This window comes from Streptomyces bicolor, from assembly GCF_000719285.1.
Lineage (GTDB): Bacteria > Actinomycetota > Actinomycetes > Streptomycetales > Streptomycetaceae > Streptomyces > Streptomyces bicolor.
In genome coordinates, this window is the sequence record NZ_JOFS01000008.1 from 175132 (window position 1) to 194571 (window position 19440).

General features: G+C 70.1%; 12 protein-coding genes. 3 read left to right on the plus strand and 9 right to left on the minus strand.

All coding sequences use genetic code 11. The features are described from left to right. Nucleotides 1–151: 151 nt before the first annotated feature. The 4 genes from IF78_RS0112205 to IF78_RS0112220 form a co-directional block, all read right to left on the minus strand. On the minus strand, nucleotides 152–1177 hold the full coding sequence (locus IF78_RS0112205; protein ID WP_031481042.1) for a hypothetical protein: 1026 nt from the start codon (nucleotides 1175–1177) through the stop codon (nucleotides 152–154). Between the two features lie 105 nt (nucleotides 1178–1282). Then, nucleotides 1283–2983 carry a BCCT family transporter gene (locus IF78_RS0112210; protein WP_031481040.1) on the minus strand — a complete coding sequence of 567 codons (1701 nt, stop codon included), beginning with the start codon at nucleotides 2981–2983 and terminating at the stop codon, nucleotides 1283–1285. A gap of 89 nt (nucleotides 2984–3072) precedes the next feature. Beyond that, complete coding sequence (locus tag IF78_RS0112215) at nucleotides 3073–4332, minus strand: M14 family metallopeptidase (protein WP_031481038.1); 1260 nt, start codon at nucleotides 4330–4332, stop codon at nucleotides 3073–3075. Next, the gene (locus IF78_RS0112220) at nucleotides 4329–6284 is read right to left on the minus strand and encodes a Xaa-Pro dipeptidyl-peptidase (protein ID WP_031481036.1); all 1956 of its coding nucleotides are present in this window, start codon (nucleotides 6282–6284) and stop codon (nucleotides 4329–4331) included. The genes IF78_RS0112215 and IF78_RS0112220 overlap by 4 nt, the downstream gene beginning before the upstream one ends. Nucleotides 6285–6491: 207 nt before the next feature. On the opposite strand from IF78_RS0112220, the gene IF78_RS0112225 reads away from it, so the two are divergent. Then, nucleotides 6492–7991, plus strand: coding sequence for a M1 family metallopeptidase (locus IF78_RS0112225; RefSeq protein WP_031481034.1), 1500 nt, complete (start codon nucleotides 6492–6494; stop codon nucleotides 7989–7991). Between the two features lie 106 nt (nucleotides 7992–8097). On the opposite strand, the gene IF78_RS0112230 is transcribed toward IF78_RS0112225, so the two are convergent. The 3 genes from IF78_RS0112230 to IF78_RS0112240 all read right to left on the minus strand — a co-directional run bounded on the left by IF78_RS0112230 (nucleotide 8098) and on the right by IF78_RS0112240 (nucleotide 11018). Continuing rightward, nucleotides 8098–9000, minus strand: coding sequence for a PfkB family carbohydrate kinase (locus IF78_RS0112230; RefSeq protein WP_031481032.1), 903 nt, complete (start codon nucleotides 8998–9000; stop codon nucleotides 8098–8100). Next, nucleotides 8997–9485, minus strand: a complete 489-nt coding sequence (locus IF78_RS0112235; RefSeq protein WP_031481030.1) for a macro domain-containing protein — start codon at nucleotides 9483–9485, stop codon at nucleotides 8997–8999. The genes IF78_RS0112230 and IF78_RS0112235 overlap by 4 nt, the downstream gene beginning before the upstream one ends. Before the next feature lie 66 nt (nucleotides 9486–9551). Then, on the minus strand, nucleotides 9552–11018 hold the full coding sequence (locus IF78_RS0112240) for an amino acid permease (RefSeq protein ID WP_031481028.1): 1467 nt from the start codon (nucleotides 11016–11018) through the stop codon (nucleotides 9552–9554). A gap of 220 nt (nucleotides 11019–11238) precedes the next feature. Between IF78_RS0112240 and IF78_RS0112245 the strand changes: the two genes are divergently transcribed. Next, nucleotides 11239–11997, plus strand: a complete 759-nt coding sequence (locus tag IF78_RS0112245; RefSeq protein WP_051827741.1) for a MerR family transcriptional regulator — start codon at nucleotides 11239–11241, stop codon at nucleotides 11995–11997. Between the two features lie 321 nt (nucleotides 11998–12318). Next, nucleotides 12319–15636 (plus strand): P-loop NTPase fold protein, encoded by a 3318-nt coding sequence (locus tag IF78_RS44960; RefSeq protein WP_078662417.1) that lies wholly within the window; start codon nucleotides 12319–12321, stop codon nucleotides 15634–15636. 344 nt (nucleotides 15637–15980) lie between these two features. On the opposite strand, the gene IF78_RS0112255 is transcribed toward IF78_RS44960, so the two are convergent. After that, complete coding sequence (locus IF78_RS0112255; protein WP_031481022.1) at nucleotides 15981–18158, minus strand: 3-hydroxyacyl-CoA dehydrogenase NAD-binding domain-containing protein; 2178 nt, start codon at nucleotides 18156–18158, stop codon at nucleotides 15981–15983. A gap of 35 nt (nucleotides 18159–18193) precedes the next feature. Further along, nucleotides 18194–19408 (minus strand): acetyl-CoA C-acetyltransferase, encoded by a 1215-nt coding sequence (locus tag IF78_RS0112260; RefSeq protein WP_031481020.1) that lies wholly within the window; start codon nucleotides 19406–19408, stop codon nucleotides 18194–18196. Nucleotides 19409–19440 lie beyond the last annotated feature (32 nt).

Below are 19440 nucleotides of genomic sequence, written 5' to 3' on the forward strand. Positions count from 1 at the left end.
TCCGGCGCGCAAGATCGCCAGGGAGGGCAACGCCCCTGAAGGGGGCGCGGGGCTGTGTCGATATGCGGCTCCGCCGCGTGGGCTCGACCAGCCACAACGCACCCGCAGACGACCGCCGAAACCCAGCGGCACCCACCTCGTCGCGGCACTCCTAGCGGAGCGCAACCGCCTCCACCAACACGCTCCCCGACGTCCGCGCCACCACGAACGACTCCCCCTTCACCGCCTTCGCGTCCAGCGCTATGCGATGGCGGCCCGCCTCCAGGATGCCGTCGAACACCTCGTGGGTGTGGGTGCGGTAGAGGCGGTCGAGGCGGTACGCGGTCAGGCGGACCCGGCAGGGTGAGGTGACCTCGATGCCCGCCTCGCCGTCGGCGGCCACCAGACGGGTCAGCCGGCGCTGTTCGACCGGGCTGCGGTCCAGGGCGTGTTCGATCTGCGCGACCAGCAACGGCACGATGGGCGCGAGGCCGTCGACGTAGGCCACGTCGACTCCGGCGTCCGCGAAGGTGCGGCGTACGGCGGCACGCTGCTCCTCGCCCACCGCGCGCCCGAAGGCGACGGCACCGTAGCCGCGCAGTTCGTCGGCGGGGACGCCGCCCACGTCATGGGTGATGTCCGCGCCGATCCCGATGGTGCGCAGAGCGGCGGCGAGCTTGGCGAGGAGGGCGACGCGGGCGCCGATGAGGAGCACCCGGCGGCGTGGCGCCTCGGTGTCGTGGTCGAGCAGGGAGCCGAGGGCCGCGCGGTAGTCGGCGCCCCGGAAGCGGAAGGGTCCGATGCCGTGGTAGCCGTTGAGCTCCAGGTCGGCGTGTTCGTCGGTCTGCCAGGCGAAGTCCCGCCAGATGTAGTCGTCGCCGTCCTTGTCGATGACCGCGGTGACGGCGCCGCAGGCGAGGTCCGCGCACTCGGGGCAGCCGTAGATGACATACCGGCTGCCTGGAAGCGGGGCCTCCGCCTCCAGGAGCAGGCTGCGGACCTGTGCGGTGAAGATGGCGGGTGGGACGTCGGAGGCGAGTGGGGAGACGGCGTCGAGGTCGGAGAGCTGGAACAGCAGCGGGCGTCCGTCGACTATGAAGTCCACGAAGTCCCGGTGCACCTGGAAGTCACCGTTGGCGAGGACGCCACCGGCACGCATCGCCGGTGCCAGGCCGAAGGTCGCGTACTCGGCAGACATGCTGTGAGTATCCCCAGGACGGGGCCGATATGAGCGCGGCATGACATATTCCGCTACGTCCGGCATGGGGGACGAACAGGTGGCCGAGGCCGTGCCTGCGCCGGTTCAGTCGTGGTCGTGGCCCAGCGGGTCGCCCTCCGCTCCCGTTCCGGGCCCCGGGCCGACCTGGATCTCGAACTCGCCGTCGTATCTCTTGTGGCCCTCGATCACCGCGAGTTCGACGGCCTCGGAGGCCATCTCGCCGCGCACGGTGACCGGGTCCCGGCGCAGATCGCGCATGAGGGCGACACACATGCCGATCATCACGAGGACGAACGGCGCGGCGGCCAGGATCGTGAGGTTCTGCAGGCCGGTGAGCGCATCGCCCTGCCCGCTGCCGACGAGCAGCATGATGGCGGCGACGGCCCCGGTCACCACACCCCAGAACACGACGACGAAGCGGCCGGGTTCCAGGGAGCCCCGCTGGGAGAGCGTGCCCATCACGATGGAGGCGGCGTCGGCTCCGGAGACGAAGAAGATGCCGACCAGGATCATCACGAGCAGGCTGGTGACGGTCGCGATGGGGAACTCCTGGAGGAGGCCGAAGAGCTGGCCCTCGGGTGTTTCCTCACCGCCGAGCCCGCCGCCCTCCTTCACCTTCATCGCCGTACCGCCGAAGATCGCGAACCAGACGAGGCTGACCGTGCTGGGCACGAGGATGACGCCGCCGACGAACTGCCGGATGGTGCGGCCCCGGCTGATCCGGGCGATGAACATGCCCACGAAGGGCGTCCAGGAGATCCACCAGGCCCAGTAGAAGACCGTCCAGCTGCCGAGCCAGTCCGCGACGCCCTCGCCGCCGCTGGCCTCGGTGCGGCCGGCGAGCTGTGGCAGGTCGCCGAGGTAGGCGAAGATCGACGTGGGCAGCAGGTCGAGCACGATGATCGTGGGGCCCGCGATGAACACGAAGAGGGCGAGGATCAGGGCCAGCACCATGTTGGTGTTGGACAGCCATTGGATGCCCCGCTCGATGCCGGAGACGGCCGAGGCGACGAAGGCCAGGGTCAGGACGGCGATGATGGCGACGAGCAGGCCCTCGCTCACGTCGTCCATCCAGTCCAGTTCCTGGAAGCCGGAGCCGATCTGGAGCGCGCCGAGGCCCAGGGAGGCCGCGGAGCCGAAGACGGTGGCGATGATCGCGAGGATGTCGATCACCCGGCCCCCGGCCCCGTTCGCGTGCTTCTCCCCGATCAACGGGGTGAAGACCGCGCTGATGGTCTGGCGCCGGCGTTTGCGGTAGGTGCTGTAGGCGATGCCCAGTCCGACCACGGCGTAGATCGCCCAGGGGTGCAGCGTCCAGTGGAAGAGGGTGGTGGCCATCGCCGTCTCCATGCGCTCGCCGGAGTTGGCGGGGGCGGTGCCCGGTGGTGGGGTCGTGTAGTGCGCGAGCGGCTCGCTGACGCCGTAGAACATCAGGCCGATACCCATGCCGGCGCTGAACATCATCGCGACCCAGGAGACCGTGCGGAACTCCGGCTTCTCGCCCTCGGCGCCGAGGTGGATGCGGCCGTAGCGGCTGACAGCGAGCCACAGCGCGAAGACCACGAAGCACGAGGCGGCCAGCATGAAGGCCCAGCCGCCGTTGTGGATCAGGCCGTTGAGCATCTTCGTGGACACGCTCTCCAGCGAGTCCGTGGCCGCCCAGCCCCAGATTACGAAAGCCACGGTGATGGCGGCGGTGACGCCGAACACCACCAGTTCCGTGGGGCGGCCGGAAACGTCCGGCGGGCCTCCCCGGCCGCCCCTGTTCTTCAGATCCTCGGTCATCTGCGGCACCTTCCCCTGGAAACGGTGGATACGCCGGTCTCCACGTCGTTTCCCAGGACCTACCACAGATCCCGCCGATCGCAGCCGCTTCAGCAGTCGGTGTCGGGCTCAGCGGCTGTGAGGTGGTACGGCGCGCGCTCGTCGAGGAGCAGCGGGACGAGGGCGCGCAGCGACTGGCGGAGCGGGACGTAGGTGTCGCGTGTCTTCACTCCGTGCAGGGCGAGTTCGTCCTGCACCTCCGCGTACTGGTCGGCGGTGAGCCGGTAGCCGCAGGGCGGGTCCGCAATCACCTCGGCCGGTTCGGCCGGGTCGTTGTCGGCACCACCGAGGTACACGGGCCCGGTGTCGGCGTAGCCCGCCACCCGGGCCCTACCGGTCGCCGCCTCGACCTGGCCGCGACGGGCGTCCGTGAAGTCGAACAGGCCGTCGAGGGCGGCGAGTTGGGAGCTCACCCGGCGCCGGTTGTTGAGGGCCTCGTCGGCCTTCTCCGCGTCCGTGAGAGGGTCGACCCGGCTCTCGATCAGCAGGCCGACCGAATGCTTGACGCCGGACATGTTCCGCAGGATGCGTTCCTGGCCGTCGCCGGCGACCTGCTTGATCGGTTCGCCGGTGACCGGGTCGGTCCAGATGCCGTAGGTGCCGGTCGAGTAGCCGGCGCCCGAGGCGGCGGGGCGTACGTACGACTCCGACAGGGCCTCGGCCTCGTCGTGGACGTGCGCGTCGGTGTTGAGGTTGCGCGGCCACAGGTCGAACAGGTCCTTGTCGTAGTACGGGGGTGTGGCGCCGTACTCGTGCAGGTCGTAGACCACGTCGGGGCGTTGGTCGCGGATGACCGCGGCCATGGCCCGGCCCTCGGCGGTCCGGAGCGCGAGGTGGTCGCGGTTGATGTCCACGCCGTCGCTGTTGCCGCGGGTGTCGGCGACCCGGCCGTCGGGGTTGGCGGTGGGCACGACCAGCAGGGTGGTGCGCTCCAGGAAGCGCCGGGTCTGCCGGTCCGTCGCGTAGGCCAGGTCACGGATGGTGGACAGGCATGCCTCGCGGCCGGAGGGTTCGTCACCGTGCTGGCTGCAGATGAGCAGCACCTTGTTCGGGGTGGGGCTGGTGCCGATGCGGACCAGTTGGAGCGGGCGGCCCTGTTTCGTCGTGCCGATGCGGGCGACGGAGACGCGGTCGCTCGCCTTGTCGACGGCCGTGAGGAAGGCCCGCTCCTCGGACTCCCCGGTCCATCTGGCGCCGTTCGACTGTTCGAAGCCGGTGCGGGGCGGGGAGTCGGCGGCGTGGGCCGGTACGCCGACCAGGGATGCGGCGAGGGCCGCCGCGGTCAGGGTGAGGGCTCGGATGCCGGTCACTGGCCTCCCTCCGGGATGCGGTGGATGGTGCGGGGTGCGGTCAGGCCGTCCAGAGGCGTGGCCTCGGGGGCGGCGGCTACGGAGCCCGCCGTGGCGCGTGCGAAGGCTTGGGCGCCGCCGACGAGCGGGAGGCGGGCCTTGGTGCGGGCGAGGTCGAGGGTGAGGGTCGGTGTGGTCGAAGGAGGATCGATCAGGTCCTTGTCCGTGCCCGCGACGATCAGGGCGAGGCGGTGTCCGGCCGGGACCACGTGGTCGGTGGCCGCGAGGTCGAGGGTGATCGTGTACGCCTTACCCGGGGTGAGCGGTTCGCCCTTCAGGTCCGAGGCGTAATTGCCCAGGTCGGCCCAGCCGCGGCTGACGACCGTGTAGTCGACGTCGGCGGTCTTGGCCTTGGTCTCCCTGAAGCAGGCGCTGTCGCCGGTGGTGCTGACGCCCCAGCAGGTGCGGTCGGTGAGCGTGGTGATGCCCTCGCCGCTCGTCGCGTAGTCGCGGATGGTGTCGGGGCCGAGGTCGACCAGGACGGCGGACAGATGGGCGGTCGAGGTGGTCGGGGTCGCGGTGACGGTGACCTCGGAGGGGCCGGACAGGCGCAGGTCGCGGGTGAGCGGCTTGGTCACGAAGCCGGCCTTGTCGGGGGTGGGCCGGTCGATGTGGGCGGCCCAGTCGGTCTCGCTGTGCTGCGGGTCGTCGGTGAAGGTCTCGGTGCCCTTGCCCTTGCGCAGGCCGAGGGTGCCGACGCCGGCCTGGGTGCCCTTGGCCGGGCGCAGGGTGGTCGTGTCGGTGCCGCGCGGCGGCCAGACCTTGGAGGTGACCCACTGGTCGGGGTGACGCTCGATGTCGGCCATCGGCTCGCGGTCGATGCCGTTGTCGTAGCCGAGGAGTTCGTGGTCGAACCAGCGGTGCAGGGTGTCCACCCATTCGGCGCGACGGAAGTCGAACGGGTCCACGTGGCCGGTCTGGGAGAGCCATATCTTGCGCTCGACGCCGTTCGTCGCGAGCGCGTCCCACCACTGGCCGACGTGCTTCATACGGACGTTGAGGTCCTGCATGCCGTGGATCAGGAACACGCTCGCCCTGACCTTGCGCGCGTCCTTCACGTAGTCGCGTTCGCTCCACAGCGGCGTCCAGTCGCCGGTGCGCGGGGCCCCGTCGACGAGCATCTGCTGGACGGCGCCGCACTTGGCGCGGGCGTCGGGGCTGTCGACGTAGTTGGACAGCCAGTCGGGGCCGGAGTCGTACAGCGGGGCGCCCTGCTGGAAGTAGTAGTCGTACCAGGAGGAGATCGCGCTGATCGGCACGATGGTCTTCAGGCCCTCGACCCCGGTGGCGGCGACGCCGTTGGCGATGGTGCCGTCCCAGCTCTTGCCGATCATTCCGGTGCGGCCGTTGGTCCACGCCGCTGTGGCCTTGGTGGTGCCGGTGCGGGTCGTGTACGCCTTCGCTCGGCCGTTCAGCCAGTCGACGACGGCCTTCGCGGAGAGGATGTCGGAGCGGCCCCCGACGTCCACGCAGCCGTCGGAGCGGTTGGTGCCGGCGAGGTCGACGCCGACGACGGCGTAGCCGCGGGGCACGAAGTAGTTGTCGTAGAACAGCGGCATCTGGACGACGTTGCCGCTCGCGTCGTACGTCTTCTTCTGGCTCTCGTTGCCGCGCCCGCAGCAGGAGTAGTACGGGCTGGCGTCCATGATGACGGGCACCTTGCGGCCCTGCGCGGCCGCTTCGCGGGGCCGGACGATGTCGACGGCGACGCGGTCGTTCCTTCCGTCGCGGTCGTGGTCGAGTCCGGTGTCCACCCATACGGCCTCGCGGATGGCGTTCTCGTACGAGTGGACGGGCCTGCTCTCCCGCGGGTCGGCTTGTGCCGTCGCGGGTGAGAGGAACGCGGCCAGCAGGGCGCCTGCGGCCGCCGTCGCGAGCGGTCTCCAGATCGTGAAGCGCATGCGTTTCGGCATGCGCGGACGTTACATCGGTCAACTCCCGTGCAGAAGAGGGCGGCTGATGACACATGAGACCCGCGTGGCCGATAAACGCCCCTGAGGCGGGTCGGCTCATGTCGGCCGAATGGCGATCGTGTGACAGCGGTGGTCATGGACACACCGGGGGCACAGGTGGTGAATAGGCTCCGGACAGACTTCGGGCCCCTACGACTTGGAGCTTTCGTGCACCGCAGAATCATGGCGCCGGGCGCGCTCGCAGCCGCCTCTTTGATGCTGGTGATCCCGGCGTCGGCCGCGAGCAGCGTCCCCGGCGCTCCGGGCATCGGCGACCCCTACTACCCGGCCTACGGCAACGGCGGATACGACGTCTCCCACTACGACCTGCGGCTGAAGTACCAGCCGGCCACGGACGAGTTGGAGGGTACGGCGACCCTGCTGGCGAAGACCACGCAGGATCTGTCCCGCTTCAATCTGGACTTTCTGCTGGACGTCAGCGAGGTCCGGGTCAACGGCGCGAAGGCGTCGTTCGCGACGTCGGGCGAGCACGAGCTGGAGATCACGCCGAAGAAGCCGCTGGCCAAGGGCACGGACATCACCGTGGTGGTGCGCTACCGAGGGGTGCCGTCCTCGAAGGAGGCGTACGGCTTCACCAGCTGGCACCGTACGCCGGACGGCGGTGTCGGGGCGAACGAGCCCGAGGCCGCCTGGTGGTGGTTCCCCAGCAACGACCACCCGCTCGACAAGGCGACGTACGACGTCTCGGTGCTGGTCCCGGACGGCACACAGGCCATCTCCAACGGCACCTTGCGGTCGACGAGTTCACGGCTGGGCTGGACCCGCTACAACTGGCGCTCCGACAAGCCGCAGGCGACATATCTCGCCACGCTCGCGGTGGGCAGGTTCGACGTGACCACGGGGACGAGCGAGAGCGGTATTCCGGTCATCAACGCCTACAGCAAGGACCTGGGCGAGCACTCCGGCGCGGCGCGGGCGAGCATCGAGCGGACCGGGGAGATCGCCGACTGGCTGAGCGAGTACTTCGGGCCGTATCCGTACAACGCGCTCGGCGGGTATGTGCCGAACACCGACACCGGGTACGCGCTGGAGACGCAGACCCGGCCATTCTACAGCCCGGCGAACTTCGCCAACGGTTCGAACACGTCCGTCGTCGTCCATGAGCTGGCCCATCAGTGGTACGGCGACCTGGTGTCCGTGAAGGACTGGAAGGACATCTGGATCAACGAGGGCTTCGCCCGGTACGCGCAGTGGCTGTGGTCGGAGCACGAGGGCGAGGGGACGACGCAGGAGATCGCCGACTACGTGTACGCCTCGCGCGCGGCCGACGACCGGTTCTGGACGGTCAAGCCCGGGGACCCCGGTCCGCAGAACCAGTTCCACATCGCGGTCTACGACCGGGGGGCGTTGACCCTGCAGGCGCTGCGCAACGAGATCGGGGACGAGGCGTTCTTCGCGATCCTCAAGGGCTGGACGCAGAAGTACGCCTATGGCAACGCGTCGGTGGCCGACTTCCAGCGGTACGCCGAGGAGGTGTCCGGGAAGCGGCTGGCTGCGCTGTTCGATACGTGGCTGTTCCAGCCGTCGAAGCCGGGGGCTGCCGCGGCTCGGGCGGCGTCGGTCGGTGAGGTGGCCGGGGTTCCTGGGCAGCCGAAGTCTTGGAAGAAGATCGCTGCGACCAATGAGGTGCACGAGCACGGGCACTGAGTGCGTCTGTGGATGTGCCGCGTCACGTTGTCGGGCGTCTGCGGGTGCGTTGTGGTTGATCGCGCCCACGCGGCGGAGCCGCATATCGACACAGCCCCGCGCCCCTTCAGGGCGTTGCGGTGCGCTCCATTAGTTCGTTGCGCCCTATCGCGTCCGTCTCCGTCGACGGCACGGTGCACGCGTGGGCACCGGCCACCGCGCCGTACAGGGCGCTGCGCCGGGGGGTCTCGCGGTTCAACCAGGCATAGAGGAACGCGGCGGCGAAGGCGTCGCCCGCGCCGTTGGAGTCCACCACCGGCGCGGGCGGCGTCACGGCGGGTACGCGGGTCACCTCGTCGTCGGCCAGTACGTATGCGCCCTTCGCACCCGCTGTGGCCACAACCACCTCAGCCCGGCCACGATCGGCGATCCGGCGCATCGTCCGCTCGGGGTCGGCCAGGGCGACAGCGGACAGGAAGACGACATCAGCGGCCTGCGCGAACGGCTCGTGGTACGGGTTTTCGCCGTCCCAGTCGTGCAGGTCGGTGGACAGCGTCGCGCCCGACTCGCGCAGTAGCGGCAGGGAGTGGGCGCAGGGCTGGGTGATGGTGACGTGGACGTGGCGGCTCGCCTCCGCCAGGGCGCGCACCGTGGCCTCCGGGAAGCGGTCGTCGGGGTGGGAGCGGCTCGTGTCGTACAGGGACAGCCGGCGACCGTCGGGACCGACGAGGTTGACCGCGCGCTTGGTGCCCGCCGGCTGTGGTACGGCCGTGAGGCCGATGCCGTGCTCGTCGTGCAGGGCACGGACGAGGTCGCCCTCGGGGTCGTCGCCGAGGAAGTCGACATGGTGGGTGCGCAGACCCAGGGCGCTCAGGCCGACGGCGACGAAGTCCCCGGTCTGCCCGGCGCGGGTGCGGATGCCCGAGTCGATCATGTAGCTGTCGGCGTACGGAAGCGGCAGCGCGGGGACGTACACGATGGTGTCCACCCCGGCACCGCCCAGCACGAGCACGTCGATGTCGCGGCTCAACTCCCGCCCTCCCCGTGGTCGTAGACGGTGACGGCGATCCCTCGCCGCACCAGCCGCTCGATGATCAGCGGCTCGACGCGGGACCACTTGCCCCCGGCCAGCCCACACCCTATCCGTGGCATGTGCACGGAGGCGCCGAGCTCGACCGCCTTCTCGCCGAGCCGCTCCAGCGCCGCGTCGATCGCCTCGTAGCGCACGGGCACGCCCTTGCTGCCGGTGCGGGTGCCGCGTTGCCCGACCATGTTGGCCACCCAGACGTACGGCTCGACCTGGACGAACTGGACCGCGCCCAGCCCGAAGTCGTTCGAGGCTCGCTTGCGGTGCCATGCGCGGTAGGACTTCTCCGGCTCGGGCCAGCGGCGCGATATGGCCAGGACGAAGCCCTTCCCCCATCCCCCGATGTCGTTGCAGACATGGGCGATCACCTTGACGCCCTTCACCGACGGAACGGTGGCGTCACCCCGAATGTAAGTGATCTCCGACATGACGCCACCGTAGAGGCCGCCACTGACAACGGCCGCTGATTTCTGCGGGAGCTCGCCCCGCAGAACCTACTTCGTGAGCTGGGCCAGCTCCTGGTCCTCCGCCTTCGCGACCCGGCGCCGGATCCCGTACCAGCCGCCGACCAGCATCACGGCGATCACCGGGATCAGCAGCAGCGTCTTGCGGCCGACCTCGGGGTCGTTCCACATCATGCCCAGGCAGGCCAGCAGGAAGACGATCGTGGCGATCTCCGTGACCGGGCTGCCGGGGAGGCGGAAGGAGGGCCGGGCCAGCAGGCCCGCCTTGGCGCGGCGGACGAAGATCAGGTGGCAGACCATGATGATCACCCAGGTCGAGATGATGCCGAGGGAGGCGACGTTCAGCACGATCTCGAAGGCCTGGCTGGGCATGAGGTAGTTCAGGCCGACGCCGAGCACGCACACCGCGCAGGTGAGCAGGATGCCGCCGTAGGGGACCTGGCTGCGGTTCATGCGGGCCGTGAACTTCGGGGCCGAGCCCGCCATCGCCATCGAGCGCAGGATGCGGCCCGTGGAGTACAGACCGGAGTTCAGGGACGACATCGCGGCCGTCAGCACCACCAGGTTCATCACGTCACCGGCACCCTCGACGCCGATCTTCGACAGGACCGTGACGAAGGGGCTCTCGTCGGCCGAGTAGACCGAGCCGGGGAGCAGCAGGGCGAGCAGGACGACGGAGCCGACGTAGAAGAGGCCCACGCGCCACATGATCGAGTTCACCGCGCGCGGGACGATCTTCTCCGGCTCCGCGGTCTCGCCCGCGGCCACGCCGACCAGCTCCAGGGCGGCGTACGCGAAGATCACGCCCTGCATGACGAGGACGACGGGCATGAGGCCGTGCGGGAAGACGCCGCCGTTGTCGGTGACGACGCTCAGGCCCGGGGTCTGGCCGCCCACCTCGTGCTGCGTGGCGAGCAGGAAGATGCCGACGAACATGAAGGCGACCAGCGTGGCGACCTTGATGATCGCGAACCAGAACTCCATCTCGCCGAAGATCTTCACCGAGATCAGGTTGACCGCGAGGACCACGGCCAGCGCGATCAGGGCCAGCACCCACTGCGGGATGTCGGTGAACAGGCTCCAGTAGTGCGTGTAGAGCGCGATCGCCGTGATGTCGGCGATACCGGTCGTCGACCAGTTCAGGAAGTACATCCAGCCCGCGACGTAGGCGCCCTTCTCACCGAGGAACTCGCGCGCGTACGACACGAACGAGCCGGAGGACGGGCGGTACAGGACCAGCTCGCCCAGCGCCCGGACCACGAAGAAGGCGAAGACGCCGCAGACGAGGTACGCGAGGGCGAGGGCCGGGCCCGCGTTGTGGAGGCGGCCACCCGCTCCGAGGAAGAGGCCGGTGCCGATGGCCCCGCCGATGGCGATCATGTTGACGTGGCGGGCCTTGAGGTCCTTGCTGTAACCGGCGTCGCCCGCGTCCGCGGGCACCTGGGCCGCGTCGTTGTGGGGTGCGGCCACGGCCGTGTTCACGGCGTCCTTGCTCACGGGTGGTACCACTCTCTGGTGCGCCCGAGCGGATTGCGCTCGGGTGTCCGGACGTACGTATGGCCCGCGCCTTCCGTAAAGGCACAGACCAAGGGGCCACCTTCCCCCAGCGGGCGCGGCTCACGCGGTGGCGTACGTCACAGAGCGTTACTTCTCACACGGCTGTCACGCCGGTCGCGGGAGGTGTCACAGCACTGGTGAGACAGCGATACTGCTGCACATGACGACCGGCACCGAGGAACCGACCCTCACGATCGATGAGCTGGCCGCGCGCGCGGGTGTGACGGTCCGCACGGTGCGGTTCTACGGCACCAAGGGGCTGCTGCCGCCTCCGGTGATCGGTCCACGCAGGGTGGGGCACTACGGGCGCGAGCACCTGGCCCGGCTGGCGCTCATCGAGGAGCTGCAGCAGCAGGGCATGACCCTGGCGGCCATCGAGCGGTACCTGCAGCAGCTGCCGCCCGACCTGGACGCCCATGACCTCGCCATTCACCGGGCGGTGGTGGCCTCCTGGGCGCCGGACGCCGTCGAGACGGTGACCCGGGCGGAGCTGGAGCGGCGGGCCGGGCGGGCGCTCGGCGACGACGACGTGGAGCGGCTGGCCGCGATGGGGGTCGTCGAGGCGGGCGACAGTGCGTACCGCGTCGATCTTGGGCTGCTGCGGCTCGGGGTGGGGCTGTTGGACGTACCGCTGTCGCACGAGGCGATCCTCGCGGCGCGCAATGTACTCATCGAGCACTCACGCGCCGCCGCGCACGAACTGTCGCAGCTCTTCCGCGGCGAGGTGTACGAGCGCGCGGCGCAGGACGTGAAGTCACTCTCCGCGTACATGCAACCCGTGGTGGTGCAGGCCCTGCTGACGACGTTTCAGCGGTCGCTGCGCGAGGATCTGCGGGAGTGGCTCGGCGGCATGTCGGAGGGTTACGGATCCGGTTCGGAGGATGGCGGGTCCGCTTCGGAGGAAGACCGAACCGCATGACAAGTGGAGCCATCGTGGGCGGCGCGGTGAACATGGCCGCCGAGACGGTGTTGACGACACGGCCCCACCCGGGGCCGAGCCCGATTCGGTAGTCGCCGCGGGCACAGAGGACCAGCACCCCTCGCGCAAGGACCGCCCTCGTGGCCTGACTGCCCGTCATGGGGTGGAGGTGGCCGCTTGTGGGTGCAGTGAGAAGGCGGGGCGAATCGAACTGCCGCCGTCGACGGCTGCGCACGCTCATTCCACAACAGGGAACCGACTGTGTGCCCTGTGCCCTACGCTCCTCGCCGAGGGGATTGCGTAGGGCGGGGGCGAGGGCGCATGGCCACGAGGGATTCTCAGGCGATCACGGGTGATCACGGCTCGGCAGTGGCCAGTGGTTCGCACTCGGTGACGGCGATCAGCGGCGACAGTGTCCAGGTAACCTTCGCCTCTCCTCCCCTGCCGTTCACGGTGCCGCACCAGTTGCCTCGTCACATCGGGGCGTTCACAGGGCGACGTCGTGAGCTGGACGACCTCCTGACACAGCTCGCGCCATCCGATGATCACGAACATGTACCCCCGCCCGTCCTGGTGACAGGCATGGCCGGGGTGGGCAAGAGTGCAGTGGTCCTGCAAGCGGCCCATGAGGCCGTGCAGCGGGGCTGGTTCCCCGGCGGAACCATCTATCTGGACCTGCACGGATACGACCGGACCGAGCCTGTCGCACCCGCCGAGGCCCTGGCGTCGGCCCTCCTGTCCGTGGGCGTGCCCTCGGAGCACATCCCGATCGACGTGGACAGCCGGGCAGCCCTGTACCGCACGGCGCTGTCCGGCATGCGGGAGGCACTCCTGCTGATGGTCGACAACGCCGCCGACGCCGAGCAGGTGCGCCCACTGCTGCCCGCCGACCCGCGGCATCGGATCGTGATCACTTCACGGCATCGCCTGCCCTCCCTCATGGCACGCACCATCAGCCTGGGCACACTGGCGACCGAGGAAGGGATCCAACTCCTGGACGCGGCGGTCCGTAGGGCGCATCCGGGCGACGTCCGCGTGGCCCAAGACCTCCGGGCGGCCGAAATCATCGTGGAGAGGACGGGCGGCCTACCCCTCGCCCTGGCTGTCATCGCCGCACGCCTGACCACAAATCCGTCGTTGGACCTGGCGCGGGTGGCGCAGGAGCTGGCAGCAGAGGCCGACCGCTTGCACGACCGCACGGACCGTCTCGACGACGGCGAGAGGAGCGTCGCAGCCGCGATCGAGCTGTCCTTCCGCCATCTCCCCCCGGAACAGGCCCAGTTGCTGGTCATGCTCGCCCTGACGGTCGGCCGGAGGTTTTCCACCGCGGCCGTCGCCGCCGGCCTGGACACCGACGTGCCCAGCGTGCGACACCTCCTCGAGCAGCTGTCCGTAACCCACCTCATCGAAGACACCTCGCAACACGATCAGTGGCAGATGCACGACCTGATCCGTCACTACGCCACCACCGTTGCCGACGATGTCGTCGATGCGGCTCGACTGGAGCGGGTACGGGACCGGATCATCGACTACTTCCTGCGTCACTCGGACCCGGCCGACGACGGCTCGGGTTTCTTCACCACGCGGATCGGAACCAGGCCCCTGGCCGGTGTCCACGGCGACGGCCCGAGCTCTGAGGACCGCCTGGGCGTGGTCCGCGACGTGGAGGTGCTCGCCGAGCTGATCGCCGCCGCCGAGACGCGTCCGCCGCTCTCCATCGCTCTCATCGGCAACTGGGGCGCCGGCAAGTCCAGCGTGATGCTTCAGGTCGAACGTCAGGTCGACCTGCTGGCACAGCTGTCGAGCGAGCGGCCGGGCCGGAGTGCGTTCGTCTCCTCCGTACGGCAGGTACGGTTCAACGCCTGGCACTACAGCGACACAAACGTGTGGACCGGGCTGATCACGCACCTGTTCACCGCGCTCGCCGGCGACGACACGGGCGACGCACCGAACCCCGCTCCGGATCCCGAGCAGGCCAGGCGGGACCGCGAATTGCTGCGCGAGAAGCTGAACCAGCGGGAGGAGGCCGAACGACAGGTCTCCGAACGGCTGACGACCGCTGACGACGCGGCGCCCGCCCCGGGACGGTTCGCGGCACTCGGGTCGCCGATCAGGACGTACCGGGTGCTGCGGGCCACCTTGCTCCAGTCGGCCGACGACCTGCGGTTCAGCCGGCGCGTGCTGGCGCTGTGGCTGGTACTGGCCGGGGTCGCGACCGGCGCCTGGTTGCTGCGCGGCACGCTCACCGCATGGCTCACCAGTCTGCTGGCCATCGCCGTGGCGGCCGCCCCGCTGCGCCCCTTGCTGCAGAAGTTGCGCATGGCGCAGCAGGGGCTCCTCGGCTTCACCGAACGCCGGTACGGCGAGCTGGCCGCGCAGCAGCGTGCTCTCCGGGCCGAGATCAGCGGACTGCGGGAGAGGCTGGCCCTCGTCGACGCCGCCGCACGACTCGGCCAGTTCCTCCAGGAACGCGCTGACGGCACCGCCTATCAGCCTTACCGGGGTGTGCTGGGCCAGGCTCACGCCGATCTGCTGCAACTCGGCCGCGACCTCGAGGACGCCCGCGTCCAGTGGCGGGCGGAGAAGGCCGGCTCCCCGCCGCCGCTGGAGCGCATCGTCCTGTACGTCGACGACCTCGACCGCTGCCCGCCCGACCGTGTCGTCGAGGTGCTCCAGGCCGTGCACCTGATGCTCGGCCTCGATCTGTTCGTCGTGGTCGTCGCCGTTGACGCGCGCTGGCTGATCCACTCGCTGCGCCATCACCACAACGCCCTCTTCCAGCATGAGAACACCAATGCCGCTGACACCGCGCCGGACGTCGGGGGGCTGGCGACCGCGGTGGACTACCTTGACAAGATCTTCCAGATCCCGTACGCCCTGACTCCGCCGCCGCCCCAGACGATGGGCCGATACCTGCGCTCACTCTTGCCGGACCCGCATGTCGCCGAGGCCGGGCGTCCGTTCACCGAGGCGTCCCCGCCCGTCGAGGAGCGCGCGCTGGACGAGGCCGGCACATCGCCGCGGCCCGAGGCGGACGGTGGCACCACACCTTCTACGGTCTCCAGTACCTCCGAGCCGATCGCCATGCGCGGTCCCGCCACAGGGTCGCAACCCGCGGAGCGCACCGAGCACGCGGACCTGCTGCCCCAAGGGCTGCGCATCGGAGCGGGGGAAGTCGCATTCATGGCCCAGCTCGGAGCGTTGCTGCCGACCCCGCGGGCCGCCAAGCGGCTGGTGAACCTCTACCGGCTCGTCCGCATCGGTATCCCCGCCACCGACCTGCCGGCCTTCGCCAGCAGCTCCGGGCCTGCTCCGTACCAGGCCGTGCAGATCCTCCTCGCCGTGCTGGCGGGCGACCCGCGCGCGGCGGAGGAACTCTTCCGGCGCCTGCTGGCCTGCCCCGGCGACGGCCTTCCGCTCACCGCTCTCCTGGAGGACGACGCCGCAGGCCATCCTGCGTACGAGCGTCTGGCACAGGCACTTCCGGCCGTTCTGCGGAAACTCGAGGCCGAACAGGCCATCCCCCTCGCCGTCGGGCACTACCGGCGCTGGTGCGGCGATCTGGCCCGATACAGCTTCCACACCCGTAACCTGGCGCCTGCGCCGGACGCGCCCTCCGGCCGGGCAGCGCCTGCCTGAAGACATCGGTCGCTGCTGACCCCTCGTCGGTGTCCTCGCCGAGCAGGTCCCCGGGGCGGAGCGGAACACCGGTCCTGCGGGCGTGCTGGGTGTCGTAGGCCGCCTTCACCCCGGCGGGGGGCCGGTGCGGTGCGCGTGGCCGTCGGCCGTGGAGAGCACGACGCCTCGTGGACGCCGAGGACGTACTCGGAGGCGTCGTCGACCTCAGACAGGGCGGCCAGGGAAGGGAGTTCGGTGGTGCTACGCCGGAGGGCTGAGCAAGTCAGCCCTCCGGCGTCCGAGGGGCGGGGACGCAGGAGGCATAGCCCCCCTGGCGGGGGCGAAACCCTCGCCCTCGCCCGCTGTCACGCGTCCCCGAAGCGCTCCCCCTTCTCCCCCTTCTCCACCAGCAGCGCCGGCGGCGTGAACCGCTCCCCGTACTTCTCCGCCAACTCCCGCGCCCGCGCCACGAACCCGGCGACCCCACCCTCATAGCCGTTGATGTACTGGAGCACACCACCCGTCCACCCGGGGAACCCGATGCCGAAGATCGAGCCGATGTTGGCGTCGGCGACCGACGTCAGGACGCCCTCCTCCAGGAGCCGGACCGTGTCCAGGGCCTCGGAGAAGAGCATGCGTTCCTGCATGTCCCGGAAGGGGATCTCGGCCCCCGGGCGCGTGAAGTGCTCGCGCAGCCCCGGCCACAGACCGGCCCGCTTGCCGTCCTCGCCGTACTCGTAGAAGCCCGCGCCACCGCTGCGGCCGGGACGGTCGAACTCGTCGACCATGCGGTCGATCACGGCCTCGGCGGGGTGCGACGTCCAGGTGCCGCCCGCCTCCTCCACGGCCCGCTTGGATTCGTTGCGGATCTTGCGCGGCAGCGTGAGCGTCAGCTCGTCCATCAGGGAGAGGACCTTGGCGGGGTAGCCCGCCTGCGCCGCCGCCTGTTCGACCGACGCCGGCTCGATGCCCTCGCCGACCATCGCCACGCCCTCGTTGATGAAGTGGCCGATCACCCGAGAGGTGAAGAAGCCGCGCGAGTCGTTCACCACGATCGGCGTCTTGTTGATCTGCCGGACCAGGTCGAAGGCGCGGGCCAGCGCCTCCTCGCCCGTCCGCTCGCCCTTGATGATCTCGACGAGCGGCATCTTGTCGACGGGCGAGAAGAAGTGCAGCCCGATGAAGTCGGCCTGGCGGTCCACGCCTTCGGCGAGGGCGGTGATCGGGAGCGTCGAGGTGTTGGAGCACAGCAGCGCGTCCGGCTCGACGATGTTCTGGATCTCCTGGAAGACCTTGTGCTTGAGCTCGGGGTTCTCGAAGACCGCCTCGATGACCGCGTCACAGCCGGCCACGTCCTGCGGGTCGGCGGTCGGCGTGATGCGCGCCAGCAGCGCGTCGGCCTTCTCCTGTGTCGTACGGCCCCGGGAGACCGCCTTGGCGCACAGCTTCTCCGAGTAGCCCTTGCCCTTGACGGCGGCTTCGAGCGACACGTCCTTCAGGACGACCTCGATGCCGGCGCGTGCGCACGAGTAGGCGATGCCCGCGCCCATCATCCCGGCACCCAGCACGGCGACCTTGCGGACCTTGCGCGGTTCGATGCCCTTGGGCCGGTTGGCGCCCGAGTTGACGGCCTGGAGGTCGAAGAAGAACGCCTGGATCATGTTCTTGGACGTCTGCGCCGCCGCCAGCTCCACGAAGTAGCGGGCCTCGATGACCTGCGCCGTCTCGAAGTCGACCTGGGCGCCCTCGACGGCGGCCGCGAGGATGTTGCGCGGGGCCGGGTAGGGCGCGCCGTTCGTCTGCTTGCGCAGGTTGGCCGGGAAGGCGGGCAGGTTCGCCGCGAACTTGGGGTTGGCGGGGGTGCCGCCGGGGATCTTGTAGCCCGGCCTGTCCCAGGGCTGCTGCGACTCGGGGTTCGCCTCGATGAAGGCGCGGGCCTTGGCGAGCAGTTCCTCCTGGGTGGCGACCACGTCGTCGACCAGGCCGTTCTGCAGGGCGCGCCGCGGGTTGTACTGCGTGCCCTGGAGCAGGACCTTCAGCAGGGCGTCGGCGATGCCGAGGAGGCGGACGGTGCGTACGACGCCGCCACCGCCCGGGAGCAGGCCGAGGGTGACCTCGGGGCAGCCGATCTTGGAGCCGGGCGCGTCGAGGGCGATGCGGTGGTGGCAGGCGAGCGCGATCTCGTAACCGCCGCCGAGGGCCGCGCCGTTCATCGCGGCGACGACCGGCTTGCCCAGGGTCTCGATGCGGCGCAGGTTGCGCTTGATGGCCATGCCGCCGTCGAACAGCTCCTGCGCGGTCTCCGGGGTGACCCGGATCAGGTCGCGCAGGTCGCCGCCCGCGAAGAAGGTCTTCTTGGCGGAGGTGATGATGACACCGCGGATGGTGTCCTTCTCCGCCTCCAGCCGGTCGGTGATCACGGCGAGGGAGTCGCGGAACGCCTGGTTCATGGTGTTCGCGGACTGGTTGGGGTCGTCGAGGACGAGCGTGACGATGCCCTCGCGGTCCTGCTCCCAGCGGATGGTGGTGGACTGAGTGCTCATGTGGAGGTGCTCCGTGTGATCCGTCGGGAGGGGGGTCAGATGCGCTCGACGATGGTGGCGATGCCCATGCCGCCGCCCACGCACAGCGTGGCGAGGCCGTACCGCTTGTCCTGGCGCTCCAGCTCGTCGACGAGCGAGCCGAGGATCATCGCGCCGGTCGCGCCGAGGGGGTGGCCGAGGGCGATGGCGCCACCGTTGACGTTGACCTTGTCCAGGGACAGGCCCATGTCCCGTACGAAGCGCAGGACGACCGCCGCGAACGCCTCGTTGATCTCGACGAGGTCGATGTCGTCGATGGTCAGCCCGGCCTTGGCGAGCGCCTTGCGGGTGGCGGGCGCGGGGCCGGTGAGCATGATGGTGGGCTCGGAGCCGGAGACGGCGGCGGAGATGATGCGGGCGCGCGGGGTGAGGCCGTAGCGCTCGCCGACCTCCTGGTTGCCGATGGCGACCAGCGAGGCGCCGTCGACGATGCCGGAGGAGTTGCCCGCGTGGTGGACGTGGTCGATCTTCTCGACCCAGTGGTACTTCTGCAGCGCCACGGCGTCGAAGCCGCCCAGGTCGCCGATGTCCGCGAAGGACGGCTTCAGCTTGCCGAGCGAGTCGGCGGTGGTGCCCGGACGCATGTGCTCGTCGTGGTCGAGGACGACCAGGCCGCTGCGGTCCTTGACGGGGACGACGGAGCGGTCGAAGCGGCCCTCCTTCCAGGCCGTCGCCGCCCGCTCCTGGGACAGCGCCGCGTACTCGTCGACGTCCCGGCGCGAGAAGCCCTCGATCGTGGCGATCAGGTCGGCGCCGATGCCCTGCGGCACGAAGTTGACCGCGAGGTTGGTCATCGGGTCGTTGAACCAGGCGCCGCCGTCCGAGGCCATCGGCACCCGGGACATGGACTCCACGCCGCCCGCGAGGACGAGGTCCTCGAAGCCCGAACGGACCTTGGCGGCGGCCATGTTCACGGCCTCCAGACCCGAGGCGCAGAAGCGGTTCTCCTGCACGCCCGCCACCGTGTCCGGCAGCCCGGCGGCGATGGCGGCGATGCGCGCGATGTCGGAGCCCTGGTCGCCGACCGGGCCGACGACGCCGAGCACGATGTCGTCGACGGCGGCCGGGTCGAGGTTCGGGAAGCGGTCGCGGATCTCGTGGATGAGGCCGACGACCAGGTCGATGGGCTTGGTGCCGTGCAGGGCGCCGTTCGCCTTGCCGCGGCCGCGCGGGGTGCGGATCGCGTCGTACACATACGCTTCGGTGCTCACTGGGAAGCCTTTCGGGGTGAGGGTCGGCCCGG